Here is a 25,123-nt window from a genome sequence, read left to right on the forward strand (position 1 = left end):
CAGGCAGGCTGCACGCTAAACAATCCTATCCGCTTGCAGCAGGCCGGAAAACGCAGCATTGATCAGGTGCATTTTATTGGGGCGGCTGTAAATTGGAAGCGAAACCAGAGAAGGAGAGAATGTTTCGTAAAAACCAATCCAACCATGCAGGCAGAGGCGGTTCTGCCTACACGACCTGTTTCTGAAAACGGAAAAATCAATATTCTGACACGCCTGGCTTACGGCGGCGGTGACGTAGCGTGCAACGTTTGGCAACAATCAGTCTGCCTGGGTCAAGGTAATGAGCATCTGGGCCGCAATCGCTGTCCTGCTGCTCTGGATGTTCCAGAGCACCAATCAGGCTGTTGTCGGCACGATTCTGCCGTACTACTGCAAGTATGTGTTCCATAACGACTCGTGGATGTACAGCACGCTGTATCTTTCCGAAACCATCGTTCTGATCGTCGGCATACTGTATCAGCTCGACAAAAAGTATCCCGCTATCATGAAAGAACTCGCAGAGCGCGAAGCGCGCGGTGAGCTGTAACTTTCTGATCTTCATGATCCCTCAACCGTTCCCGGCATGGCTGCAATGCTGTGCCGGGAATCTGTATCTCCGGCTTTTCTCGCCCTGCCCGCACCGGTCGGCAGGGCGTTTTCCGTCTGTGCGCCGTGTCCGCCTCGCGGATATTCACAAAAAGTTTATCGCTGCGGCATTGCGGCTGTCCGCTCTTCTGTATATAATAAATGCAGAGCACATTCCTGTGTCCTCCCTCGCGATTACTAGATAAAGGAGTACCCGTATGTCAACCAACAACCTGTCCACTCCCGCCTCCGGCCGTTTTTCCCTCAGCGCCGCGGCACTTCACATTCTCGCCATGGTGCTGATGCTGATGGATCATCTCTGGGCGACCCTCCTGCCCGCGCAGGACTGGCTGACGTGTGCCGGACGGCTGGCCTTTCCCATCTTCGCATTCATGGCGGTGGAAGGATATTTTCACACCCACAACTTCCGGAAATACGCCCTGCGGCTTGCGCTGTTTGCCGTGCTCTCCGAAGTGCCGTTCGACCTGATGTACGGCGGAACCTGGTTTTATCCGGTGCACCAGAACGTGATCTGGACGCTGCTGCTCGGTCTTCTGGGCATTCATCTGATGGAAACCGTGCGCAAAAAGCAGAAAACATGGCTGTATCTGCTCACCGCCCTGCTTGTTGTGCTGATCGGCACAGTGCTGGGCACCCTGAGCATGGTGGACTACTACGGCACCGGCGTGCTGACGATCTTTATCTTCTACTTCTTCCGCGGACGGAAGTGGTGGTGTCTGGCCGGACAGCTTCTCGCCCTCTACTGGGTCAATGTGCAGCTGCTGGGCGGTCTGCTGTATCCCGTCCATATATTCGGCATGGAATTTGAGATCTGTCAGCAGGGGTTTGCACTTCTGGCGCTCATCCCCATCTGGCTGTACCGCGGACGGCAGGGCTATCACAGCAAGCCGTTCCAGTATGCCTGCTATGCCTTTTATCCCGTACATATGCTGATCCTTGTGCTGATCCTGCAATATCTGACCCGCTGACGGCCATACCGGCATCTGCAAACCTCTGTAAAACTTTTTATTTATCAAATGCGCGTTCTATTATATAATGAATACAACATTAAGGCATTTTCTGTTTTATGAAGGAAAGTGTGCAGGACAGGCCGGCTGCTGTGTGCGGTGCAGATCGACCGACTGCAAGAGAGAGCGCTTTCACCACAATAACACTGAAAATTTTCGGTAAGAGAGAAAGGAAAAACCATATGAACTGGAACATTATTACGGATTCAAGCTGTGATCTGCTCCCTTCCACCAGTCCGGACGGAAGGATCCGGCTGACCAGTGTGCCGTTTACCATCCGCATCGGGGAGCGGGATTTTGTCGATGACGAGCATCTGGATACGATGGAAATGCTCTCCGCCATGGAGCAGGAACACTCGGCCGGCCACACCTCCTGCCCCACGCCGGACGCATGGCTGGCGCAGTTTGAACAGGCGGACTGCGCGATCGCGATCACCATTTCCTCGCAGCTGTCCGGCAGCATGAACAGCGCTCTTGCGGCAAGAGATATGGCGCTGGAGAAAGATCCGGATAAAAAGATCGTCATTCTGGACTCCTTATCCACCGGACCGGAGGTTCTGCTCTGCGTAAAGGAGATCGAGCGCCTGATCCGTCAAGGCCTTGCCCTTGACGATATTGCGGCGCACGCCAGAAATTTTCTACAGAAAACCAAAATCCTCTTTGCGCTCTCCTCGTTTGACAACCTGATCAAGAACGGACGCATCCACCGTCTGACGGGTATGCTCGCCAAGGCTCTCGGCATCTGGGGCATCGGCAGCGGCAGCGACGAGGGGAAGATCGCCTTTGAAAGCAAGGCACGCGGTGCGAAAAAGGTCGTACAGACGCTGGTCAGCACCATGAAGGAGCACGGATTCATCGGCGGAAATGTCGCGATCAGCCATTGTGATAATCTCGCACTGGCTCAGACGCTAAAAGACAGCATTTTGGATATCTGGGAAAATACCAGCATCGAGATCCTGCCGACCCGCGGGCTCTGCAGCTACTACGCCGAGCGCGGCGGATTGATTGTCAGCTACTAAGCCGGAGCCGATCGACCGTCTCCGTTTTCAACAAACAAAGGGCGAAACCGTATGGTTTCGCCCTTTTTCTGTTCGGTTGATTGTTTTCCGCTCACAGCACCTGCATATCCGCCGCACTGCACGCCGCAAGGAACTCCGGAGGCAGCTCAGTGAGCAGATCCTGCAGCAGCGCATCCAGATCCTCTCACGGCCCACCATGGCAAGCCATGCCTTGAGCGACTCGGCCTTCTTGGACGGCACGGATTTGATAATGCGCCAAAACCCAGTTTCTTTCTATTATGCCTTTGCATATTCTCATCGTCAGCACATCATTTTCCATCATTATGTACTAACTCCATCCATTTCTTTTCGTTTATTGTATCTGTTCTTGCATTGATTTCCAGTATTCAAATCGGTAGAAAGCAGTACGAACTCAGCAAATGGCAGGCAGAGGCGCAGAACAAGGTGGATCTGTATTTGCTGACGCAGCCGATTACGCTGAAAAGTGCCGACGGTATACAGCCGGATCAAAGTGTGCCTGCAATTTATATCCGAAATGTGGGCGGCAATGTGATTTATCTGGAACGGTATCTCTTTGACGGCAGAGAGTACCCATTGGGAAAAGAGGTTTTGCCGCCGATGTCTGTATGCGAGGGCTACCGCTATGTTTATTTGCCGACAGATGGAACGACTCATGTTTCGCTGCAAATATATTTCGAGGACTGGCAGAAAAAACAGTGGACGACAAAGGGGGGTGCGGATTGGGAAGACGGTATTTGGAAGATTACATATCAGCCGTGCGTCCGCTGTGCAGAGCAGCTGCTAACGCGAAAGAAACAGATCTGCAAACCATAATTTTCATGAATAGGAACACATTGTGCATACGGTTTTTCTACATGAATTGCACGGTTTCAGTAAATACTACCACTATCGCAGCAGAAATACCGAAAATGGGAGGCGGAATTGCTATGAAAGCAACCGGAATCGTGCGCCGGATCGACGATCTCGGCCGCGTTGTTATTCCGAAGGAGATCAGAAGAACGCTTAGGATTCGAGAGGGCGACCCGTTAGAAATCTATACCGACCGCGACGGCGAAGTGATTTTCAAGAAATACTCCCCGATGGGAGAGATGGGCGCGGTATCAGCCGAGCTGGCGGAGGCTATGGCGCGTACAGCGGGCATGAGCTGTGCCATCTGCGACAGGGATGCGGTGATTGCGGCAGCGGGCGGTGCGAAAAAGGATATTCTGGAGCGGAGTATTTCATCCGAGCTGGAGCAGCTGATGGAACGCCGCGAATGTTACGAACGCGGTGTGGACGAGCAGCCGGAGGTGCTTATCTCCTCTCAGGACGGCTGCGCGGTGGTTGCGGCGGCGCCAATCATCACAGACGGCGATGTCAGCGGCTGTGTCGCGTTTGTCAGTGAAAAAGAGGACGAAAAGGCGGATGAGGTGCTGCTCAAGCTGTGTCAGTCGGCAGCGCAGTTTTTGTCCAAACGCATTGCAGTGTGAAAGGAGCGTTCTCTATATGCACAGGCACGATCACAAAGAGCGTGAGCCAAAGGCCTTCCCGCAGTACGACGATGCGGCGCATATTGACTCGGCAGCAGTGGCCGAGCTGCCGCCGTGGGAGCAGACACGCGAGCCGAAAGGCGATCCCAAAGCAACGGCCTACACGGAGAAATACTGTGAGGAGCAGCAGAAATGAAAACGGCAGAGGCTGTCGTGAAACTACAGCTTCGCCGACAAGCGGGAACGGGTCGTGGGCCGTTCCAAAGTTGCCCGAAAGTTCCCATACGGTAACTTTCTCTCTATAGAAGTCAAAAAAGTCAGGTACACGCCCTGACTTTTTTGGCATTTGCAAGCAAATGCTATTTAACGCGCGCTGTCGCGCGGATTATTTGAAATGGCAGGAATATAAGGCAACACCGCACAATTAAATCGCTCTTGTTCAATTATGCGGTATTGCCATAACTTTTTATAGACTGAAACGGCGGAACGATACAAATCGTTCCGCCGTTTGCGTGAAAACAGGTTAAATCATATATTCGATGGTATTCTCTGCCGTCAGGCGCGTCTGGTCATTAAACAGGAGAATGGCTTCGCGGGTGTCAATCTCGCCAAGCGCGTAAACCTCGTGGGTCTCACGCTCGAAGCAGGGGCGAGGCACGAGCCGGTTGTATTCGCACGGGTGGTCGTACACCATCTGCACGCCGTCCGTATCGAGCGACTGATCAAGATAATACGGGTCGAACACGCGCACCATGTCGTTCTCATCAATGCCGGTGAGTGTCACATAGTGCTCTCCGTCGAAGTGCAGGCGCACCACGGCAGCGCCGCCGCAGCGGAGTGCATCGCGCAGACGGCTGTTCTGCCCGAAATTCACCGCCGGACCGGACAGATACTGCGTGGAGATGTGCAGGCGGCCGATCTTGCCGAAGCCGTTCAGCCAGTTGCTGAGGAACATCATCGCCGCACAGGAGGTACCGCTTTTGCCGCTTACGCCGTCCGAGCCGTAGCAGTCCAGACAGTACAGCATGATGTTGCGGACAGCCTCCGGCGGGATATCCTCGCGCTCAAACAGGAATGCGAGCGCGTTGAGCATGGAGGTTGGACCGCAGTCATATTCGGAAAGCTGGTAGCGCAGCGGATTTTTCATAGGGGAGCCTTCTTTCGTGTGATGTATTCCTATCGGATTACTATATAATAGTAAGGTCAATGCCGATCAATGTCAATACAAATTTGCGGAAAGCGCATATTCATGGTATGATAAGTATGCTTCCTGCCAAAGATAGGGTGGGAAGGAGTGAATCGGCATTGCTAAAACTGATTCATGCGAGTAAAATATATGCTAAGAACGGTATTTGTGCGCTCAATGCAGTCGATCTGACCGTGCAGGACGGTGACTATATTTCGGTGACCGGCGCATCCGGCTCGGGTAAAAGCACACTCATGCACATTCTGGGTCTGTTGGACAGCCTGTCCGATGGCGAATACCTGCTCGACGGAGCAGCAGTCGCGCATTTGCCGGCAAAACAGCGGGCGCGTCTGCGCAGTGAGAAGATCGGCTTTGTGTTTCAGCAGTTCCGGCTGCTGACGGGCATGACAGCACTGGAAAATGTTGCGCTGCCGCTGGCGCTGCAGGGCGTTCCGCGGCATGAGCGGAGCGAACGCGCACTGGCGGTTCTGGAGCGGGTTGGCCTGTCTGATCGGGCGAACCACCGGCCGCACCAGCTTTCCGGCGGACAGCAGCAGCGGGTGGCGATCGCACGGGCGGTCGTGACAGAACCGTGCGTGATTCTGGCGGATGAGCCGACCGCAGGACTGGATCCTGCCGCGGCGGACAGCGTGCTGGAGCTGTTTGACCGATTGCACCGGTCGGGGCATACGCTGGTGCTCATCACACACGATGAGCGGGCAGCGCAGTGCGCCGCAAGGCGGATGTATCTTGAAAATGGGTGCATTTTCGGGTGAGATTATCCGACACCGGATAATCAGTGCATGAAAATAACGCAATCAAACCTAACAGGTTTTCCTATATAGAAGGAGGAAACAAAAATGGACCGTCGGGACAAAACAAACTACTACCTCGACATGGCGCAGGTTGCACTCGAGCGCGGCACCTGTCTGCGCCGCAACTTCGGCGCGGTCATCGTCAAGAACGACGTCATCGTATCTACCGGCTACAACGGTGCGCCGAGAGGTCGTGCCAACTGCATCGACATCGGCACCTGCATTCGTCAGAAGATGGGCATTCCGCGCGGCGAAAGATACGAATTCTGCCGCTCGGTGCATGCGGAGATGAACGCCATTATTGCCGCTCCGCGTGACCAGATGATCGGCGCGACGCTGTACCTGGTCGGCCGCGATATGTCCACCGGAAAGATCATGTCGGACGCAAACTCCTGCACGATGTGCAAGCGCCTCATCATCAATGCGGGCATTGAGAAGGTGATTATCCGCCGTGACACAGATACATATGACACCGTGAATGTGCACGACTGGGTGGAGAATGACGACACGCTCGGCAGCAGCATGGCATACTAAACAGACATCGGAGAGAGAAAAATATGTCAATATTCGATATTTTTAAGAAGTTGGATGAAGAAAAAGCCGCAAAGGCATCCCAGCCGATCGAGTGGATCGTGGTCGGACTGGGCAATCCGGGCGCGAAGTACGACAATACCCGTCACAATGCGGGCTTCCGTGCACTTGAGGGTTACTGCGCCCGCAGCGGACAGAAGATCGACCGCATGAAGTTCAAGGCACTGGCAGGCGAGGGAATGCTCGGCGGCAAGCGCGTGCTGTTCCTCAAGCCGCAGACCTTTATGAACCTGTCGGGCGAGGCGGTTCGTGACGCGGCCTCGTTCTACAAAATCCCGCCGGAGCACGTTATCGTGCTGTCGGACGATGTATCGCTCGACGTCGGCACGCTGCGCGTGCGCGCAAAAGGCTCGGCAGGCGGACAGAACGGCCTGAAAAACATTATCTATCATCTGAACAGCGAGGACTTCCCGCGCGTGAAGATCGGCGTCGGCAAAAAGCCGCGTCCGGATTACGATCTGGCGGCGTGGGTGCTTGGCAAGTTCCCGGCGGAGGATCAGAAGGTTATCGACAAGGCGTGCGAGGACGCGGTGAACGCGGCTGCCTGCATCATCGCGGAGGACTGTGCCGCTGCCGCGCAGAAATTCAACGGAAAACGTATCTAAGGAGTTGGTTTTGATGAAAACCGCAGTAGCATATTACTCGCTCGGCGGCACAACACGGTCATACGCCCGCGCGGAAGCCAAGGCGCGGAACGCCGATTTGATCGAGCTTACGCCGAAAACGCCGTACAACCGATTCACCGCGTTTGTGCGCGGCTGCTTGGAGGCCGTCAAGCAGAAGGCGGTCGCGCTGGACGGCATGCCGCTGTTTGTCGGCTATGACAGAGTGGTGCTGATGGCGCCGGTCTGGGCGGGTTATCCGGCACCGGTGTTCAACAGCGCGGTGGAACTGCTGCCGCCTGGTACGGAGGTCGAAGTAATACTGGTTTCCGGCAGCGGAAACAGTGAAAAGAGCAGGGCGAAGGTGCGTCTGCAGATCAAAAAACGCGGCTGTACGCTCACGGCGCAGCGTGACATCCGGGCCAGCCGATGAGCGGAAAGGATATGCGATGAAAGGATATACCTATGTGCTCCGCTGTGCGGATGATACGCTGTACTGTGGCTGGACGAACGATCTGACGGCTCGACTGGCGGCGCACAACAGCGGAAAAGGTGCGAAATACACGCGCGGACGCGGCCCGGTGACGCTGGTGTACAGCGAAATGTTCGACACGCAGAGCGAGGCCATGCAGCGCGAAGCGGCAATTAAAAAGCTCACGCGGCCGCAGAAGCAGGCGCTGATTGACAGTCAGAACGGCGGAGAGCTGCTCACTGTTTACGATGCAGACGGACGCGCCTGCGGAGAACGCCCGCGGGCTGTCGTGCATGCGCAGGGGCTGTTCCACCATGTGTGCCACCTGTGGGTGGTCGGTAAGCGGAATGGCGTGTGCGGCATCTGGCTGCAGCAGCGGCAGTTTGACCGGCCTTTATTTCCGGGCGGCTTTGATCTGACCTCGACCGGACATATCGACCCGGGTGAAACGCCGCTGACAGGCGTGCTGCGCGAAGCACGGGAGGAGAGCGGACTGCAGCTGACAGCAGTCAACTTGATCGACGGCGGCAGTTATCGTCAGCGCTACTCGCGCGGCGAAAGCGGCTTTGATGATGAGCTGGCGTATACATTTCTGGCGCGTATCGACGGCATTCCGCCGTTCCGGCCCGGCCCGGAGGTCGCGGAGATGCTGTTCGTGCCGCTGGCGGACTTTGCCGCCGCACAGGAGCAGGGCGCATCACTCACCGGTCTGACACCGGACGGACGCACGATGGAGATGCCGAACGAATCCCTTTGCTGTCTGCACACTGAGGAGTGGCAGGGCGCGAAACCGCGTATCGAAGCACTTTTTGACTGAAAAGAACAGCCGCCTCCCACTTGACAAGGGGAGACGGCTGCCCTATAATATCGACATTCATCAATATGGAACCCGAAATCCGCTGTAAAGCAGCGGATTTTTGCATTTACTTAATATTTTTTCAAAACAAAAAGCTGTCCGAAAGGACAGCTTTTGCTTTACTTGCTGAGTGCGCCGATGATGATATTGACGATCAGGCTGACCGCGGCTGCGATCGCGTAGATCGTGCTTTGCTGACGGCACGCCTTTGCCTTGGGATCATCCTGCTTGTCCTCCTGCTCACTGCGTCCGCAGATCATGCCGTAGCGGATCTGCTGCAGGACTGTCAGCGCGGCGAACGCGGCAAACAGCAGCAGGAGCAGTCGCTGAACCGTCTGCATCTTAGTGGATGAGGTTCAGGACGATTGCAATGATGACGAAAACAACGCCGACAATCGAGGTCAGACGAGCAAAGATACGGTCGGATGCGCTTGCCTTGCCGGAGCCGTAGAAGGTGTCTGCAGAGCCGGATACAGCGCCCAGACCCTGCTGTGCACCGTGCTGGAGCAGAACAACAACGATCAGGAACAGGCTTGCAACGATCATGATGACCGAGAGAGCGATTTGTGCGGTAGTCATAGGTAATTTCCTCCACTGCTTTTCATTTTTCTTATCGCGCAATAACGAGACTATGCGCGCAATATGCGTACATGATACTATATCATATTAAATGCACTTTTTCAAGAGGTTTTTCGTATTTTTGTCCGGGAATTTGTCTCAGACAAGCGGCTGGAGAATGTTTTTCAGCGAATCGCCCATGCGGTTGGTGTGCACCTTGTGCGTATCAAGGTCTACGACCGCCAGACGGATGGACGACCAGCCGTGCTTGCCGCTCTGGTATTTGCGCTCGTCGGACAGCTTTTTCAGCTTTTTGAGCACGGATTTGTCAGTCTCGCCGGCGGCAAGAATGACCGAAAGCAGCGAAAAATCGTGGTTTTCGTCCGGCTTTACCAGCTCGGCGCTGACCTGCTGCGCGTACTTCCACCAGTCGTCAAGCGTCTGCTCATCGAGCGAGGGCACGGCGAACAGCAGACGGTATTCGTGTGCGTGGCTCGTGCCGCCGGTCGGCATCAGACCGAGGATTTTGCGGGGCGTGCGGGAGTTGAAAACGCTCAGCAGCGCCGCCATTCGGCCGGAAACCTGCACGTTCTGCTGGGAACGGAAATGCGGATCCTGCCCGTTCAGCAGCTTGTCGCGCAAGGCAACAAATTCAGTAGAAAAGTCCATAAACAGCCTCGCTTTTTACAGATCGGCGGGATAATCGCCGTTTTCCGTCATAGCTGCAACGGCAGCGCAGATAGTCGGCTTGTCCTCGCGGTAGGTGACGCCGTACCAGCGGGAATCCGTGGTGAGTACCTTTGCGGTCGCCTTTCCGTCCTTGATGAGCGCGTCCACCGCGAACGGCAGATAATACTCCGCCTTCATCGGATTGTCCGGCAGCTTGCCTGCGAAAAACTCACGAAGGCCGTCATCAAGCGAGGGCAGGAAGGAAGGGGTGAATCCCCAGAGATTGAGCGACACCGGTGTGCCGGGCGCAATCTCACCGGCGGGTGCATCGCCGTCCGCATCGTAGCGGATGACGCCGTCCGCGTCGCGGTGAATGGCGGTGCGCTCGATGATATGTGCGAGCAGACCGTTTTCGTCTGCGGTGCATACGCCGCGGGAGACCGTGCCGTTTTCGGTGAGCGTGTTCTCGACCTGATAGCCGACCATGCAATAGCGGAATTTGTCGTCATCCTGCGCGGAAGCGAGGTAATCATACATTTTGCGGAATGCATCTGCGCCGTAGAAGTCATCCGCGTTGATAACGGCGATCGGGCAGCCGGCAGTCAGCTCCTTTGCACACCACACGGCATGCGCGGTGCCGAGCGGCTTCTCACGGCCCTCCGGTGCGGTCAGGCCGTCCGGCAGATTGTCGAGCGTTTGATAAGCATAGTCCACCTGCATGAAGCGGCGCGCCTTTTTGCCGATGGCGTCCTCGAATGCCTCGTGCAGCTCGGGACGGATGATGAATACCACGCGGTCAAAGCCTGCACGGTGTGCATCGTAGATGGAATAATCGAGCAGAATCTGTCCGTTCGGACCGATCGGGTCGATCTGCTTGAGTCCGCCGTAGCGCGAGCCCATACCTGCCGCCATGATCACCAAAACCGGATTTGCCATAGTCTATATCCTCCTAAAGAACCTTATCTATTTATACAAATAAAGCATTTCATTCATGTTTTTCATACTCTCAAACGGGAATACTCCTTTATTATACAAGAGCGTATCATAAAACACAAGATGTTTACGGTGCAGGTCTGCTTTTTTGTCGAAAAGCATGAAAATCCGAATGGGGTTCGGGTGATGATTGCAAAGTGACGGGAAAACTGCTAAAATAAAAAACGTATACGTATAGAGAATTTTATTATTAAAACCATATTGTTATAGAGAGGAATATGTTTCGATGCGCAAAACGAAGATTATCTGCACGCTTGGTCCCGCAACTGATGCTGTACTGCCCGAGATGATCAAGGCAGGCATGAATGTTGCCCGTATGAACTTCAGCCACGGCTCTCACGAGGAGCACAAGGCTCGCATGGACGCCGTTAAGGCAGCCCGCAAGGAACTTGGCATGCCGGTCGGCATCATGCTGGATACCAAGGGTCCGGAGATCCGTACCAAGACCTATAAGGACGGCAAGATCGAGATTGTTGAGGGTCAGGAGTTCACGCTGACCACCCGCGATATCGAGGGTGACAACACCATCGTTTCCATCACTTACGAAGGTCTGCCGAATGACGTTCAGCCGGGCACCCGCATCCTGATCGACGACGGTCTGGTTGCATTCGAGGTCGAGGAGATCAAGAATGGCACCGACATTGTGTGCAAGGCGCTCAACGGCGGTCCGCTCTCCAACCGCAAGTCCATCAACGTACCGGGTATCAAGCTGAACATGAAGTTCGTTTCCGATAAGGACCGTGAGGATATTGAGTTCGGTCTGTCTCAGGACATCGACTTTATTGCTGCTTCCTTCACCCGTTCCGCACAGGACGTCCGCGACATCAAGGAGATCCTCAAGGCAAACGGCAAGGAAGATGTTGAGATCATCTGCAAGATCGAGAACATGGAAGGCGTAAACAACGTACAGGAGATTCTCGACGAGGCAAACGGCATCATGGTAGCCCGCGGCGACCTTGGCGTTGAGGTTCCGTTTGAGGAGCTGCCGGAGATCCAGAAGTCCATCATCAAGACCTGCATTTCCCGCGGCAAGCGCGTTGTAACCGCTACCCAGATGCTCGAGTCCATGGCTAAGAACCCGCGCCCGACCCGTGCAGAGGTTTCCGACGTTGCAAACGCTGTTTACGACGGCACCTCCGCTATCATGCTGTCCGGTGAGACCTCTGTCGGCAAGTATCCGGTAGAGACCGTTCGCACCATGAGCCGCATCGCAGAGAACGCAGAGAAGACCATCCACTACGACCGCCGCCGTGTAACCCGTCTTGAGTTCCAGAACATGAATGTAGACGGCGACATGAAGACGCTGGCAATCTCGCACGCAACCTGCTCTACCTCCGCTGATCTGGGCGTTAAGGGCATTGTAGCGTTCACCGAGTCCGGTTCTACCGCTCGCGCTGTATCCACCTACCGTCCGGGCGCGCCGATCATCGCCGCTACCCCGAGCGAAAAGACCTTTAACCGCCTGACCATGTCCTGGGGCGTAAAGCCGATTCTGGTTGAAAAGCGCCCGCAGTCCGGCACTGAGCTGTACCATCTGTCCGAGAAGGCAGCGGTAACTGCGCTCGATCTGCGCGTTGGCGACGTTATCACCATCACCGCAGGTATGCCGGTAGGCGAGGTTTACTACACCAATACCCTGCGTGTACACGAACTGACCGAGAAGTCTTTCGAGGACTAACACTATGTCTTTCAAACGCTTGCAGCGTGCATTGTTCCGCACGATGGCCGCTGTTGTGGCGCTGGCAATCCTGTTCTGCATCGGACTGTACGGCTACCGCACGATGTTCGGCTATACCTATGACTCCTCGCTGTCCGATGAAAATCTGGCGGCGAGCGTCACAGCGGACGAAAATATTACGAATATTGCATTGTTCGGTCTGGATACCCGCGAGGGCGACAAGCAGAGCCATTCGGACTGCATGATGATCGTCACCGTGGACAACACGCGCGGCAAGATCAAGCTCATCAGCCTGATGCGAGATTCTCTGGTAGATATCGACGGCTACGGTGAGGACAAGCTGAATGCGGCGTATTTCCGCGGCGGTCCCAGTCTGGCTATCCGCACCATCAACGAGAATTTCGGCACGGATATCAAGGATTACGTTGCCGTAGACTTCGAGCAGCTGGTGCAGATCGTCGACGCGATCGGCGGCGTGGACATCGACGTGCAGAACGATAACGAGCTGAAGGAGCTCAACCGTGTCATCAAGGACTACGGCGCAGAGCGGGGCAAGGAGTTCTCCGGCGTGGAGAAGACCGGCCTGCAGACGCTGGACGGCGTGCAGGCGCTGTGCTACGGCCGTATCCGCAAGGGCGACACCGGCGATGACTGGGCACGCGTGGAGCGTCAGAGCGTTGTGCTGAACGCCATCTTCACCAAGCTGCAGAGCGCAAGCGCCACCGAGCTGATCGGCAGCATGCGCAAGCTGGTTCCGTATGTTACGACCTCGCTTTCGCCGACTGATATGGCGTCGCTGATCGTCGGCGCGGTCAAGAACGGCATTCCGACACTTGAGCACACCCGTATTCCGGTGGATGGCGAGTGGAGCTATTCCGGTAATTCCAGCGAGTTTATCACCTACGATCTGGATGTGGCAGCCGACCATATCCACGCATACATCTATGATGACGCGGATATCGGCAGCGGCACGACCGATGATGATACCGGCACGGACAGCAAGTCCGATACGGATACCGGGACGGATACGACCGATTCGTCCAAGAGCACGGATACCAAGTCGAATACCACTGCGGTGGACCCGGAATCCCTTGTGGAGGAAGGCGGCTGGTACGATTCCGACACCGGTGACTATTATGATTGCGATGGTGACCGATACAGTCTGGACGAAAACGGGAATAAGGTGTATTATTAAACTTGTGATCGTTAGAGAACGAAGCAGGGGACATGACGACGATCATGTCCCCTGCTCTTATATGGGAATAAGTGCTATAAGAAATAGAGAGAAAGAGTACAAACAGAAAGCAGGTAAAAACCGATGTATGTAAAACGAATTCTCCCGAACGGTGTGCGTCTGATTACCGAACGGATCGACAACATGCGCACGGTGTCGGTCGGCATCTGGGTTGGCAACGGCAGCCGATACGAACCCGCAGAGCTCGGCGGCGTATCGCATTTCATCGAGCACATGATCTTCAAGGGCACGGAAAAACGCTCTGCCCGCCATATTGCAATCGCAATCGATGCATTAGGCGGGCAGGCGAATGCATTCACAGATAAGGAATGCACATGTTACTATATGAAGGTTCTGGACAGCCGGCTGAAAAACGCGGTGGCTCTGCTGGCGGATATGTTCCTGCATTCCCGCTTTGCACAGGAGGATCTGGAGCTGGAGCGCGGTGTCGTTCTCGAGGAGATCGACATGTACGAGGACTCTCCGGAGGATGTTGCCATCGACAAGCTGTTCGAGAGCTGCTACGACGGTTCGGCACTCGGTCGCCCGATTCTCGGCACGGCGGAAACGCTCGAGCCGATGACCTCGGAAACACTGCACAAGTATATGCGCGAATATTACCGTCCGCAGGATACAGTTGTTGCGGTTTCCGGCCATTTTACCGATGAGGATCTCGATTTTATCGAGGAGCTGTTCTCCGAGATGCAGGGCGAGGGCAAAAACGTTATCACACCGGCAGCCTACCAGCCGAGCCTGTTCCTGAAGGATAAGGAGATCGAGCAGAACCACCTGTGCCTGTCCTTCCCGGGCGTATCGCTTGTCAGCGAGGATCGCTTTGCAATGAACCTGCTCAGCTCCATTCTCGGCGGCGGCATGTCGTCCCGCCTGTTCCAGAGCGTGCGCGAGCAGAACGGCTTGTGCTACTCGGTGTACACGTTTACCACACCGCATCTGGATACCGGTCTGCTGTCCATCTACACCGGTCTGGGTCAGGAGACCGAGCGCAAGGCGCTCGATCTTATCCTGCGTGAACTCGATGAATTCTGCCAGAACGGCCCGGCGCCGGATGAACTGTCGCGCTGCCGTGAGCAGGCCAAGACCACGCTGCTGATGGGGCTGGAGAATACAGGAAACCGCATGATGACCATCGGCCGCAGTGAACTGCTGCGCGGCGAGGTATCCAAGATCGAGGAAGTGCTCGATTCCTACGACCGCGTGACCGCAGATGATATCCTGAACCTTGCCCGCCGTGTGTTCGACCGCTCGAAGGCTTCTCTGGCCGTTGTCGGACAGCCGGACAGCGAGGATACATACCGCGAACTGCTTCGTTGAATCAGCTCTGCACTTGCTTACAGAGGTAGGTGATCACATCCCGACGGGTGACAATACCGCAGAAGATACCGCGTCCGTCCACTACAGGTACAAAATTCTGCGCTGTGACCAGATCGACCATATCCTCCATGCGTGCATCAATGCTTACCGAGCGGTGGTGTACCCGCAGCTCAACCTGACCGACGGTCAGCTGTTCGAGGGTTTCCTTCGGATAATGCAGCACCAGCCGCAGAAAATCACCTTCGGTGATCGTTCCGGCGTATTTTCCCTTGGCATCTACCACAGGAATCGCTGTGAAGCCGCTGTGGAGCATGTCGTCAATGGCCTTCTGCACCGGGCAGCTTTCGGTTAAGTAGGAAACCTCTACCTTGGGTTTCAGGAAGAACGAAATATTCATAGTATCGCTCCTTAAAAATTGTAATATAAATCGTAGCAGAGCAGCACCGTGAAGCTGATTCACCGGTGCTGCTTTTGTTACCTCTATTGTACGATAGACAGGAGCGGCGGTCAACTGGAATTTGACATTCCTTACAGATTGTTAACAAATTGCAAAGTTGATATTGTAAAAAATGACGGATAGATAATTCTTATCGTAAGAAAATTAAACGGTATACTTGACTTGCACTCTTTTAACTGCTAAAATGATGAAGTAACAGAAGTGCAAAAGTTCTGTGAAAAGTAAAATTTGAACAAAGAAGGGTTTCCCATGAAGAAGAGATTACTCGCAGCGCTGATGGCTGGCGCCATGGCACTCACGATGACTGCCTGCGGCGGCAGCAGCTCCGGCAGCGATGACAGCAATGCAGCCTCCGGTGATTCCGGTGCAGGCAGCTACAAGGTAGGCATCGTTCAGCTGGTTCAGCACGAGGCACTGGATGCGGCTACGCAGGGTTTCCAGGATAAGCTGAAGGAGCTGGTTGAGGCAGACGGTGGCGAGGTCAAGTTTGACTCGCAGAACGCCTCCGGCGAGTCCGCAAACTGCACCACCATCGTAAACGGCTTTGTTTCCGCGGGTGTGGACCTCATTATGGCCAATGCTACCGCAGCATTGCAGGCTGCACAGGCCGGCACCTCTGATATTCCGATCCTCGGCACTTCGGTAACCGACTACGGCACCGCACTCGGCGTATCCGACTGGACCGGCAAGACCGGCACCAACATCTCCGGCACCACCGACCTTGCACCGCTCGACGGTCAGGCAGACATGCTCAAGGAGCTGTTCCCGGATGCCAAGAACGTAGGTCTGCTGTACTGCTCCGCTGAGCCGAACTCCAAGTACCAGATCGACACCATCAAGCCGCTGCTTGAGAAGCTGGGTTACACCTGCACCGAGTATGCGTTCACCGACTCCAACGACGTTGCCTCCGTAACGCAGAAGGCTGCTGCGGCAAGCGATGTTATGTATATCCCGACCGATAACACCGCTGCTTCCTGCACCGAGGCAATTGCAAACGTTGTTATCCCGGCAAAGGTTCCGGTTATCGCAGGCGAGCAGGGCATCTGCAACGGCTGCGGCGTAGCTACTCTGTCGATCGACTACTACGAACTGGGTCAGGCTACCGGTGAGATGGCTTACGAGATCCTCGCCAACGGCGCAAACCCGGGTGATATGGAAGTACAGCCTGCACCGAACTTCACGAAGATGTACAACAAGACTAACTGCGAGAAGCTGGGCATCACCGTTCCGGATGATTACACGGCAATCGAAGGCTAAAAGCTGAAAACCAAAGCACCGTACTTTATGTACGGTGTTTCGGTTTGACAATAAAGTCCGTTTTAGCGCTGCTGCCGCTGCCGCGCGGCAGCGCGCATGAAATAGCATTTGCGGCGCAAATGCATGAAAACCGGGGGCGTGTACCTCGGTTTTCATACTTTCAGAGGGAGAAAGTTTCCACATGGGAACTTTCGGACGTCCGTGTTTTGCAAAGTCAAAACACAGATTGTCGGAAAAACGAAGTTTTTCGACAGTCTCAGCACCGTACTTTATGTACGGTGCTTTTTCATCTGCAGGAGAAATTTTGCGCACGGACGTGCGGTTTTACAGCGAAAATATACGTCAAATTGCCGAAAAATGAGGAAAAGAGTAAATAAAACTTACAATTTGCAGGAAAATGTGCTATAATTATATCAGAAAAAGTGGATAACGGAAACAGAATGAAGCGCGATGTGTGAGGAGGCATCTTGATGTATCAGGCAGGAGAGTTCATTGTGTACGGAACCAACAGTGTGTGCCGGGTAGAGTCAATCGGCAAGCCGCCGTTCGAGACCGAGGAGGATAAGCTGTACTATACGCTGGTACCGGTAACGGGTACGGAGACCATCTATATTCCGACGGATTCGCCGGTGTTTACCCGCCCGGTGATCTCCCGCGAAAAAGCAGAGGAACTCATCAACTCTATTCCTGACATCGAAGAGGACCACTTTGTTTGTCACAGCGTCCGCATGGCGAATGAGCATTATCAGGCGGCGCTGCAGAGCCACGACTGCGAGGAGCTTGTGCAGCTGATCAAGACGGTTTACGCCAAGTCGCGCCGGCACGGACGCCGTGTCAGTCAGGTCGATCAGCGCTACCGCAAGCGTGCCGAGGAACTGCTTAACAGCGAGCTTTCGGTTGCACTCGGTATTCCGCTCAAGGAAGTTCCGGCGTATATCAATCAGAGGATTGGCAAGCTGGGAAAAAAGACGGCAAAGAAAACTGCAGAATAAATGGAAAAAGAGAGGCTTTGTAGCCTCTCTTTTTCAGTCTGTCAGGAAAACGAAGTTTTCGACAGTCCATTTGTTTAGGAACCGGAGAACCATTTTCGGATCTTCTCGAGGAAACGCGGATGCGGCGCAGGCTGTGCGGCCTGCTTGCGGGCGTTCTCAATGGCCTGCTGCATTAGCAGATCCTGTGCGCAGATGGGGTCCTGCACGGCAGGCTTTTTGCAGTAGGTGCCATCCGGCTGCAGAACACGCGCCTTGACAGTATCGTGCTGCATGGCATAGAGAATATCATGCAGGCGGGTACGGACGGCAGGATCGTCAATCGGACAGGCAATTTCAACGCGGCGTTCGGTGTTGCGTGTCATCAGATCGGCGGAGGAGATATACATTTTTTCCTCGTCACCGCGGCCGAACACATAAATGCGGGAATGCTCAAGAAAACGTCCGACAATGCTCGTCACTGTGATGTTCTCGGTGTGGTCCGGCACACCGGGCAGCAGGCAGCAGATGCCGCGCACGATCATCTCGACTGTGACGCCTGCGCAGGATGCCTCCCGCAGCTTGACGATTACATCGATATCGGTCAGCGAATTGAACTTGAGCAGGATGTAGCCGTCCTTGCCTTTGGCAATCTGCTCGTCCATCAGCGCCAGAATGTTGTTTTTCAGGCTGGTCGGCGCGACGAACAGGCGGCTGTAGTGTCCGGACAGGTTGCCGAGCGCCATGTTGTTGAAGAACGCGCCTGCGTCCTGACCGATGCGTTCATCCGCCGTGATGAGCGACACGTCCGTGTACTGCTTGGCGGTTTTCTCGTTGTAGTTGCCGGTGCCGACCTGCGTAATATGGCGGACGGTTCCGCGTTCTCTGCGGGTGATCAGGCAGATCTTGGAGTGTACCTTGTAATCCTCAAAGCCGTAAATGATCTTGCAGCCGGCTTCTTCCATGCGTTCGGACCAGTCGATGTTGTTCTGCTCGTCAAAGCGCGCGCGCAGCTCGATGAGTGCGGTAACGTCCTTGCCGTTTTCGGCGGCAGCACACAGGTATTCGACCAGCTTTGCCTTGCTTGCCAGTCGGTAAATCGTGATGCGGATCGCCAGTACAGCCGGGTCGTTTGCCGCCTCACGAATCATCTGCAGGAACGGCTCCATGCTCTCATACGGATAGGACAGCAGAATATCCCGCTGCAGAGCGGCCTTGAGCAGACTCTGACCGGCAGACAGCATGGCCGGCTGCTGCGGCGTGAAGGGCGCGTCGCTGAGAAATGCGCGCTTTTTTTCCGGCAGGTGTTCGCCGAGCGAGAACGCATACCCAAGCTTGAGCGGTGCTGTGCGCGACAGGAAAATCTGTGCATCGCTGACCTCAAAGCGGCTGCGGAAGTGCTCCTTGAAGTGGTTGCTGATGGGACGGTTGATTTCCACGCGCACGACAGCCATACGGCGGCGCTGCCGCAGCAGCTTTTCCATCTTTTTGCGAAAATCTCCGCCTTCTACGCCGAAGGTCTCGTCGTCCACCTGAATATCCGCATTGCGGGTAACGCAGAGCACAGTCTTTTCAAGTACGTCGTACATCTCGAACACATGGTCAGCGTAGGCGAGCAGAATGTCCTCGGTGAGAATATAGCGCGACGGTGTCTCCGGCAGGAACACAACCGGCGGCAGCGATGTGGGTACGGGCAAAAGACCGAGCCGCTCGGTTTTCTTGTGGCTGAGCAGCGCGGCAATATGCAGCACCTTGCCCTCAAGGTGCGGGAACGGATGGTGCGAGTCCACGATCTGCGGCGAGAGAACCGGCGCAATGATATCCTTGAAATACCGCTTGATGTATTTCTGTTCGTCCGGCGCAAGCGAATCCATTGTCAGTCGGCGCAGACCGATCGCACTCAGCTTGCTGTCCACATCGGAGAACGCCGCGTCACGACGTGCATAGAGCGGCTCAACCGCCTTGTAGATCAGATGCAGCTGCTCTTTGGCGGTCAGACCGGATTTACTGTCGGTATGCTCCTTGTCCACGGCGGCCATGTCGCACAGGCTGCCGACACGGATCATGAAGAACTCATCCAGATTACTGGTAAAGATTGCGAGGAATTTGAAGCGCTCGAGCAGAGGCACGTTCTCATCCTCCGCCTCGGCGAGCACGCGGGCGTTGAACTGCAGCCACGAAAGCTCACGGTTCTGGGTGTAGCCCTGCTCCCAAATCTTCTGTGTCATATCATGTCCCCCTTCGTGGTGGCATACGCTGTCATTCTATCGTTACTATTATACTGCGCTTTTGTAAAGGAACAATGCGTTTCATGTAAAATGCATAAAAAGTTTCTTTCCTCCGCAGGTCTTGCGGGAAATGAAAAGGTCTGTTATACTGTGGATATAAAATAAGAAGAAAGAGGGAGAAAATCAGATATGATCAACATCTGGCATGACATTGATCCGAGTCGCGTAACGCCGGAGAGCTTTACGGCAGTCATTGAAATTCCGGCAGGCAGCAAGAAAAAGTATGAGCTGGACAAGCAGACCGGTCTGCTGCGGCTGGATCGTATTCTGTATACTTCAACGCATTATCCGGCAAATTACGGCTTTATTCCGCGCACTTATGCGGGCGACGGCGATCCGCTGGATGTGCTCGTGCTGTGCAGTGAAACGCTTGACCCGATGGTCGAGGTGGACTGCTATCCGATCGGCGTGATCCGCATGATTGATGATGATGAGATCGACGATAAGATCATCGCCATTCCGTTCGAGGACCCGAACTGGAACTATTATCATGATATCGACCAGCTGCCGCCGCATCACGGCAACGAGATCGCGCATTTCTTCGAGATTTACAAGAGTCTGGAGCACAAGTACACCGCAACGTCGGACGCGCTGACGCGTTCGGTGGCAGTCAAGGTGATCAAGGACTGTATCGAGCGATATGAGGTTCATTACTGCGGCAAGTGTCCGAGCAAGGAATACGAGTCGGAGAAAAAGCGTCTCAAGGAAGAAAAGAAGGAAGCCAAGGAGAAGGAAAAGCTCATTAAGGATATCCGCAAGGGCTAAGTACATAGAGCCGAGGACAGCTTTCACATCAACGAGCGGCGTGACACGGGTCTCTCCGAGGAGCTTCTCTTGCTCTTCGGGCGAAACCGTGCGTTTGATTCGGCACCCGTTATATGAAAAAAACACAGCCATCCATTTGGATGGCTGTGTTTTTTGGAGCAGGGTACGGGAATCGAACCCGCCTCTGTGGCTTGGGAAGCGACCGTTCTACCGATGAACTAACCCTGCAGACAACAGTATTATTGTAAAGGTCTGACGGGCTTTTGTCAAGTGCCCGGACGGGGAATCCATGGTGTTTCCACCGCGCAAACCGGAAAAAGACCGCTGTACAATCATACAGCGGTCTTTCTATTGTTTATTTTACTTGCGGGTCTTGGAGAAATCGCGGCAAGCCGTGCTGCCTCTCCAGGAGTAGCCGGGGTTCTGCATAAACATGGATTCAGCGATCGTACCGAGCGTGCGGATGTAATTCTTCTTAGTCATGATAATGAGCCTCCTTTAATCCGTCTTCTGACGGTGCTGCTAACATTTTTTATGTTCTTTCTGATTACGATATTAGTATAGCGCATTTCAGAAAAAACACAAGACGCAATTTCGTTATATTGTATTAAAACCGTGAAAAGAATTTGTGCAATATCCATAAAAGAAAAGGCGTATGTCTCAAACATACGCCTTGTGCATTGTTACTTTTTGCCGGTATACGGACGAAGGTCCAGCAGAGCACGTTCCACGCTCCAGTAGAAGCCCTGTTCACCGACCATATCATAAATACCGGAGCGGTGCATCATATTCATGGCACTGCTCGGCAGGCCGCACAGTACGATATCCACACCGTTTTCGTGCAGCGAACGAAGAATATTCATCAGCGCCTGTGCCGCCGAAATATCAATATACGGCACGCCGCGCATGGACAGCAGCAGCGTATCACAGGTGCCGACACGCTCGGTCAGCTGCTCGATGGTATCGATGTTGGCGAAGATCAGCGGACCGGTGATGTAAGCGACCATTGCGTTGCGGTAACGCTCGCTTAGCGCCTCGTCGTTGTTCTTGATACGGGACATGTCAACACGCTCGTAGTTGATCTGCAGCTTGGACAGACGGGCAACCATCAGGATCAGGCCGAGACCAACGCCGACTACGATCGCAACCGTCAGATCGAATACGATGGTGCAGATCATGGTGACGATAAATTTCGCCATGGCACCCTTGAAACGGTGGCTGAACATGTACTTAATGGCGTGCCACTCGTTCATGCGCCATGCAGTGACCATCAGCACGCCTGCCAGACCGGCCAGCGGCACATTCTGAATGACCGGCGCGAGCAGAAACATCATGATCAGCAGACCGACCGCATGGAAGATGCCGGTCAGACGGGTCTGCGCACCCGAGCGAACCGCTACCGAGGTACGCGCCAGAGCGGCAGTTGCCGGAATGCCGCCGAACATCGGCAGCACCATGTTTCCGACGCCCTGTGCGAACAGCTCCTGATCGTTGTTGAGCTTGACGCCGGTCGCGCGGCCGGCAGACGCACCGCACAGCAGGCTTTCGAGCATGTTCAGCACCGCGATGGAGAATGCCGGCGCCAGCAGAGCAGGAACCGTGTTCCAGTCAATCTGTGCCGGAGACAGACGATCCGGCAGCATGAGCGTTTTCGGAATCTCGCCGACGGTTGCTATATCGAGCTTTAGAATCATCGTTGCCGCAGTTGCGATGATAATGCCGATGAGCGAGGCCGGTACGACCGCGTTCCACTTTTTCGGGAAGAACACCATCAGCAGAACGACAAAAAGCGCGATCAGCGTGGTAGCAATATCCGGATGAAAGCCGAGATCCTTATACGAGATGATCTTCGCAATCGCACTGGCCCCTTCTGAGTGCGTGCCGAAGAAGTTGTCGATCTGACCCATCGCGATGATGACCGCAATACCCGAGGTAAAACCGGTGATAACCGGCGCGGGTACGAAGGCGGTCAGGTTGCCGAGGTGCAGCACAGCCGCAAGGATGAGCAGCGCACCGGCGAGAAAGGTTGCCACGAACATGCCCTGCATGCCGTAGGTCGCGATCAGCGAGCCGAGAATGGCTGCCATTGCACCGGTCGGACCGGAAATCTGATAATAGCCGCCGGTCAGCGCCGAGATGATAAGACCGGCAACAATCGCCGTAACCAGGCCGCAGGCCGCCGTCGCACCGGCCGATACGCCGAACGCCAGTGCCAGAGGCAGCGCCACTGCCGCAACGGTCAGACCGGCCATCAGGTCCTTGGCCAGCTTTTGCCCGTTGTAGCCCTTGAATTCCTGCTGAAGCTGCCGCAAAAATGCAGTTCCCATGATGTTTTTATTCCCCTTTTCGTGATTCTCCCGTACACAGCAAAAAGCAGGGCGGCCAACGGAAAACGTCAGCACCCTGCTTTGTGGTGTACAGGCGTATAGCAACAGTATATCATATGGAAAACGTTACAGCAAATAAAAATGGCAGAAAAACAGAAAATTGTGAAAATTGTTGAACATTCTGCGCGGTTATCATGTGAATTTAACCATGCGGAAATTTGACGGGAGGACAGGCGTTGCAAAATTCCGTCAAACAGCATATAATCTAAGGCATGAGCATGGAAGCATGAAAGGAAATGAAAAGCTATGCATGACGATCTGACCGCACAGGACATTGAAATGATGCAGAAGGAGCTGGACCACCGCAAGCTGGAGCTGATGCCCGAGCTGATCGAGGAGGTCAAGCGCACACGCGCGTTCGGCGACCTGAGTGAAAATTTTGAATACAAAGCCGCCAAGCAGGCGCAGAACCGCAACCGCAGCCGCATTCGATATCTGGAGCGCATGATTAAATCCGCGCATGTGATTGAGGATAAGGCAGGCGCGGATGAGGTCGGTCTGTTCGATAAGGTGGAACTGCTGTTTGAGGACGATGATGACACGGATACCATTCAGGTGGTAACGACCGTGCGGTGTGATCCGCTGAACGGCAGAATCAGCTGCAAGGCACCGCTCGGTAAGGCGGTGCTCGGCAAAAAGGTCGGTGACCGGGTGGATGTCACCACCGAGGAGGGCGACAGCTATACTGTTGTGATCAAGTCCATCACCAAGGAGAAGGATGATGGGTCGGGACCTATTTTGTAATTGAAAATGGAGAATGGAAAATGAATGTGCGCACCGAAGGCGCGGATTAAGGCAATACCGCATAATGGAACAAGAGCGGTTTGCGAATAAATTCTGCGTACTGATGAGGCGCGGTTTCTTGCAATACTTGCCGTATTGCAAGAAATCTCGGCAGCGCGGACGGAACTTGCGCAAGGATAGCGCTCATTCTCAATTATTGCACGCGATTGCAATAAAAAACTGCTGCACATCAACCGTGCGGCAGTTTTTTCATGTACTCACAGCCCAAACAGGAGCAGGGCGGCGGTGAGCAGAAACTGTTCCCAATCCACCACGCCGTCATCGTCCATCAGCAGGAACCACACGATGAGCAGGGCGATCATAGTATCCATGTCCAGCCGGACACCCTGCAGACGCGCATTCAGCGTGCGTCCGAGACCGGAAAAGGTGCTGCTCTGCGGCGGTTCGTTTGTTTCCGGTGCGGTCTGCTCTGCGGCAGCAAGATAGCGGTTATACATGGGTCAGCACCTCCTATAAGGCTCGCGGCGCGGTATCGTCTGCGGAGCGGTTCACCTGTCCGAGTGCCGCGCGCGCCATCCGCGCCATGCTGACGAGACGGAGCGCTCGGTCGAACTGGCCGGAAACCTCCTCCGCGACGAACGGCTTGAGTGCGCCGAGCAGCGCCCGTTTTTCCGGTTTTACGGCATTCTGTCCGCTCTGCGCGATCGCGCCGATGACCGGAAGCGCCTTCTGCATCATTTCGGAGGCCGGATCGTAGGTGCTCTGCGGCTCTGCCTGTGCGGACGGCTGACCGCCGAGCAGGTCGGACACGGTTTTCATCGCGTTCTGCAGTGACTCCGGGTCGCTCAGCAGCGAGGAAAGCATATCGTTTTCCATCCAAACGCCTCCTTATTTGCCGAAAATGTGCCGAAGCTGAGCGGCAAGCCGCGCACCCTCGGGTGTCTGCATGAGTTTTTGCGCTGCCTGTGCTGCGCTGCGCATGTCACCTCTTTGCGCGGCTTTTGCGGCCTGTTCCAGCTCAGCGGCATGCTGTGCGGACAGCTGCTCGACCGCACGCCTGCCGTCTGCGGTGCCGAGCGCACCGGAAAGCCGTTCGAGCGCCGCGTCTCCACCGGCCTGTGCCGCAAGTCTGCGGAGCAGTTCGTTCTGATTCATTCGCGTCCCGTCCTC

General features: G+C 54.9%; 31 protein-coding genes and 1 tRNA gene. 19 read left to right on the forward strand and 13 right to left on the reverse strand.

Annotated elements, in window-relative coordinates; translation table 11 throughout:
* Positions 1-280 precede the first annotated feature (280 nt).
* The 7 genes from PG722_RS07960 (at position 281) to PG722_RS07990 (ending at position 4,297) form a co-directional block, all read left to right on the forward strand.
* Positions 281-526 carry a hypothetical protein gene (locus PG722_RS07960; RefSeq protein ID WP_188886583.1) on the forward strand — a complete coding sequence of 82 codons (246 nt, stop codon included), beginning with the start codon at positions 281-283 and terminating at the stop codon, positions 524-526.
* 256 nt (positions 527-782) lie between these two features.
* On the forward strand, positions 783-1,553 hold the full coding sequence (locus PG722_RS07965) for a TraX family protein (RefSeq protein WP_270580223.1): 771 nt from the start codon (positions 783-785) through the stop codon (positions 1,551-1,553).
* A 221-nt stretch (positions 1,554-1,774) separates the two neighbouring features.
* Positions 1,775-2,611, forward strand: a complete 837-nt coding sequence (locus PG722_RS07970) for a DegV family protein (protein WP_270580224.1) — start codon at positions 1,775-1,777, stop codon at positions 2,609-2,611.
* Entirely contained in the window at positions 2,598-2,987 is a 390-nt protein-coding gene (locus PG722_RS07975) for a hypothetical protein (RefSeq protein WP_270580225.1), read from the forward strand. The genes PG722_RS07970 and PG722_RS07975 overlap by 14 nt, the downstream gene beginning before the upstream one ends.
* A 68-nt stretch (positions 2,988-3,055) precedes the next feature.
* Positions 3,056-3,445, forward strand: coding sequence for a hypothetical protein (locus tag PG722_RS07980; RefSeq protein WP_270580226.1), 390 nt, complete (start codon positions 3,056-3,058; stop codon positions 3,443-3,445).
* A 113-nt stretch (positions 3,446-3,558) separates the two neighbouring features.
* On the forward strand, positions 3,559-4,101 hold the full coding sequence (locus PG722_RS07985; RefSeq protein WP_118761776.1) for a stage V sporulation T C-terminal domain-containing protein: 543 nt from the start codon (positions 3,559-3,561) through the stop codon (positions 4,099-4,101).
* 16 nt (positions 4,102-4,117) lie between these two features.
* Positions 4,118-4,297: a hypothetical protein gene (locus PG722_RS07990; RefSeq protein ID WP_117488339.1), complete on the forward strand. Its 180-nt coding sequence runs from the start codon at positions 4,118-4,120 to the stop codon at positions 4,295-4,297.
* Between the two features lie 327 nt (positions 4,298-4,624).
* On the opposite strand, the gene PG722_RS07995 is transcribed toward PG722_RS07990, so the two are convergent.
* On the reverse strand, positions 4,625-5,248 hold the full coding sequence (locus PG722_RS07995) for a peptidase C39 (RefSeq protein WP_270580227.1): 624 nt from the start codon (positions 5,246-5,248) through the stop codon (positions 4,625-4,627).
* A 158-nt stretch (positions 5,249-5,406) separates the two neighbouring features.
* Here PG722_RS07995 and PG722_RS08000 point away from each other — a divergent pair, with 158 nt between their 5' ends.
* The 5 genes from PG722_RS08000 to PG722_RS14195 all read left to right on the forward strand — a co-directional run bounded on the left by PG722_RS08000 (position 5,407) and on the right by PG722_RS14195 (position 8,584).
* Complete coding sequence (locus tag PG722_RS08000) at positions 5,407-6,063, forward strand: ABC transporter ATP-binding protein (protein WP_202183532.1); 657 nt, start codon at positions 5,407-5,409, stop codon at positions 6,061-6,063.
* Between the two features lie 84 nt (positions 6,064-6,147).
* On the forward strand, positions 6,148-6,636 hold the full coding sequence (locus PG722_RS08005) for a deoxycytidylate deaminase (protein ID WP_118729684.1): 489 nt from the start codon (positions 6,148-6,150) through the stop codon (positions 6,634-6,636).
* 23 nt (positions 6,637-6,659) lie between these two features.
* Complete coding sequence (gene pth, locus PG722_RS08010) at positions 6,660-7,298, forward strand: aminoacyl-tRNA hydrolase (RefSeq protein ID WP_270580228.1); 639 nt, start codon at positions 6,660-6,662, stop codon at positions 7,296-7,298.
* 13 nt (positions 7,299-7,311) lie between these two features.
* A complete protein-coding gene (locus PG722_RS08015; RefSeq protein ID WP_195387400.1) occupies positions 7,312-7,728 on the forward strand; it encodes a flavodoxin in 417 nt (138 codons plus the stop codon).
* Between the two features lie 16 nt (positions 7,729-7,744).
* Positions 7,745-8,584 carry a GIY-YIG nuclease family protein gene (locus PG722_RS14195; protein ID WP_442867837.1) on the forward strand — a complete coding sequence of 280 codons (840 nt, stop codon included), beginning with the start codon at positions 7,745-7,747 and terminating at the stop codon, positions 8,582-8,584.
* Positions 8,585-8,742: 158 nt separating this feature from the next.
* Here PG722_RS14195 and PG722_RS08030 read toward each other — a convergent pair whose 3' ends face one another.
* The 4 genes from PG722_RS08030 to PG722_RS08045 all read right to left on the reverse strand — a co-directional run bounded on the left by PG722_RS08030 (position 8,743) and on the right by PG722_RS08045 (position 10,786).
* Positions 8,743-8,964 (reverse strand): hypothetical protein, encoded by a 222-nt coding sequence (locus PG722_RS08030; protein ID WP_118286113.1) that lies wholly within the window; start codon positions 8,962-8,964, stop codon positions 8,743-8,745.
* A 1-nt stretch (position 8,965) separates the two neighbouring features.
* On the reverse strand, positions 8,966-9,202 hold the full coding sequence (gene secG, locus PG722_RS08035; RefSeq protein ID WP_110436055.1) for a preprotein translocase subunit SecG: 237 nt from the start codon (positions 9,200-9,202) through the stop codon (positions 8,966-8,968).
* Positions 9,203-9,340: 138 nt separating this feature from the next.
* Positions 9,341-9,850: a hypothetical protein gene (locus PG722_RS08040; protein WP_110436056.1), complete on the reverse strand. Its 510-nt coding sequence runs from the start codon at positions 9,848-9,850 to the stop codon at positions 9,341-9,343.
* A 15-nt stretch (positions 9,851-9,865) separates the two neighbouring features.
* Complete coding sequence (locus tag PG722_RS08045) at positions 9,866-10,786, reverse strand: nucleotidyltransferase family protein (protein WP_110436057.1); 921 nt, start codon at positions 10,784-10,786, stop codon at positions 9,866-9,868.
* A 283-nt stretch (positions 10,787-11,069) separates the two neighbouring features.
* Here PG722_RS08045 and pyk point away from each other — a divergent pair, with 283 nt between their 5' ends.
* From pyk to PG722_RS08060, 3 genes are all read left to right on the forward strand, one after another.
* On the forward strand, positions 11,070-12,521 hold the full coding sequence (gene pyk, locus PG722_RS08050) for a pyruvate kinase (RefSeq protein ID WP_270580229.1): 1,452 nt from the start codon (positions 11,070-11,072) through the stop codon (positions 12,519-12,521).
* Positions 12,522-12,525: 4 nt separating this feature from the next.
* On the forward strand, positions 12,526-13,716 hold the full coding sequence (locus PG722_RS08055; RefSeq protein WP_270580230.1) for an LCP family protein: 1,191 nt from the start codon (positions 12,526-12,528) through the stop codon (positions 13,714-13,716).
* Between the two features lie 123 nt (positions 13,717-13,839).
* Complete coding sequence (locus tag PG722_RS08060) at positions 13,840-15,087, forward strand: M16 family metallopeptidase (RefSeq protein WP_119195049.1); 1,248 nt, start codon at positions 13,840-13,842, stop codon at positions 15,085-15,087.
* 1 nt (position 15,088) lies between these two features.
* Here the strand turns inward: PG722_RS08060 and PG722_RS08065 are convergent, their stop codons facing one another.
* A complete protein-coding gene (locus tag PG722_RS08065; RefSeq protein WP_110436061.1) occupies positions 15,089-15,484 on the reverse strand; it encodes a CBS domain-containing protein in 396 nt (131 codons plus the stop codon).
* Positions 15,485-15,793: 309 nt separating this feature from the next.
* Here PG722_RS08065 and PG722_RS08070 point away from each other — a divergent pair, with 309 nt between their 5' ends.
* Entirely contained in the window at positions 15,794-16,801 is a 1,008-nt protein-coding gene (locus tag PG722_RS08070) for an ABC transporter substrate-binding protein (protein ID WP_270580231.1), read from the forward strand.
* Between the two features lie 470 nt (positions 16,802-17,271).
* Positions 17,272-17,793, forward strand: a complete 522-nt coding sequence (locus PG722_RS08075) for a CarD family transcriptional regulator (protein WP_110436063.1) — start codon at positions 17,272-17,274, stop codon at positions 17,791-17,793.
* A 74-nt stretch (positions 17,794-17,867) separates the two neighbouring features.
* Here PG722_RS08075 and ppk1 read toward each other — a convergent pair whose 3' ends face one another.
* The gene (gene ppk1, locus PG722_RS08080; RefSeq protein ID WP_270580232.1) at positions 17,868-19,997 is read right to left on the reverse strand and encodes a polyphosphate kinase 1; all 2,130 of its coding nucleotides are present in this window, start codon (positions 19,995-19,997) and stop codon (positions 17,868-17,870) included.
* Between the two features lie 192 nt (positions 19,998-20,189).
* On the opposite strand from ppk1, the gene PG722_RS08085 reads away from it, so the two are divergent.
* Entirely contained in the window at positions 20,190-20,822 is a 633-nt protein-coding gene (locus PG722_RS08085; RefSeq protein WP_118480997.1) for an inorganic diphosphatase, read from the forward strand.
* Positions 20,823-20,976: 154 nt separating this feature from the next.
* Here the strand turns inward: PG722_RS08085 and PG722_RS08090 are convergent.
* The 3 genes from PG722_RS08090 to PG722_RS08100 all read right to left on the reverse strand — a co-directional run bounded on the left by PG722_RS08090 (position 20,977) and on the right by PG722_RS08100 (position 23,149).
* Positions 20,977-21,050 (reverse strand) — tRNA-Gly (locus tag PG722_RS08090).
* A gap of 132 nt (positions 21,051-21,182) precedes the next feature.
* Positions 21,183-21,305 (reverse strand): hypothetical protein, encoded by a 123-nt coding sequence (locus tag PG722_RS08095; protein WP_256372561.1) that lies wholly within the window; start codon positions 21,303-21,305, stop codon positions 21,183-21,185.
* Positions 21,306-21,505: 200 nt separating this feature from the next.
* On the reverse strand, positions 21,506-23,149 hold the full coding sequence (locus PG722_RS08100) for a SulP family inorganic anion transporter (RefSeq protein ID WP_270580233.1): 1,644 nt from the start codon (positions 23,147-23,149) through the stop codon (positions 21,506-21,508).
* Positions 23,150-23,455: 306 nt separating this feature from the next.
* Between PG722_RS08100 and PG722_RS08105 the strand changes: the two genes are divergently transcribed.
* A complete protein-coding gene (locus PG722_RS08105; protein WP_117488359.1) occupies positions 23,456-23,953 on the forward strand; it encodes a GreA/GreB family elongation factor in 498 nt (165 codons plus the stop codon).
* A gap of 257 nt (positions 23,954-24,210) precedes the next feature.
* On the opposite strand, the gene PG722_RS08110 is transcribed toward PG722_RS08105, so the two are convergent.
* Genes PG722_RS08110 through PG722_RS08120 form a run of 3 tightly spaced genes read right to left on the reverse strand, consistent with a single transcriptional unit; the run spans position 24,211 to position 25,108 of the window.
* Entirely contained in the window at positions 24,211-24,450 is a 240-nt protein-coding gene (locus PG722_RS08110) for a hypothetical protein (RefSeq protein ID WP_118729696.1), read from the reverse strand.
* A 13-nt stretch (positions 24,451-24,463) separates the two neighbouring features.
* Entirely contained in the window at positions 24,464-24,829 is a 366-nt protein-coding gene (locus tag PG722_RS08115; RefSeq protein ID WP_118360971.1) for a hypothetical protein, read from the reverse strand.
* A 12-nt stretch (positions 24,830-24,841) separates the two neighbouring features.
* Positions 24,842-25,108 (reverse strand): hypothetical protein, encoded by a 267-nt coding sequence (locus PG722_RS08120; protein ID WP_118729698.1) that lies wholly within the window; start codon positions 25,106-25,108, stop codon positions 24,842-24,844.
* Between the last annotated feature and the right edge of the window lie 15 nt (positions 25,109-25,123).

Source organism: Butyricicoccus sp. OF27-2pH9A (genome assembly GCF_027693185.1).
GTDB lineage: Bacteria > Bacillota > Clostridia > Oscillospirales > Butyricicoccaceae > Agathobaculum > Agathobaculum butyriciproducens.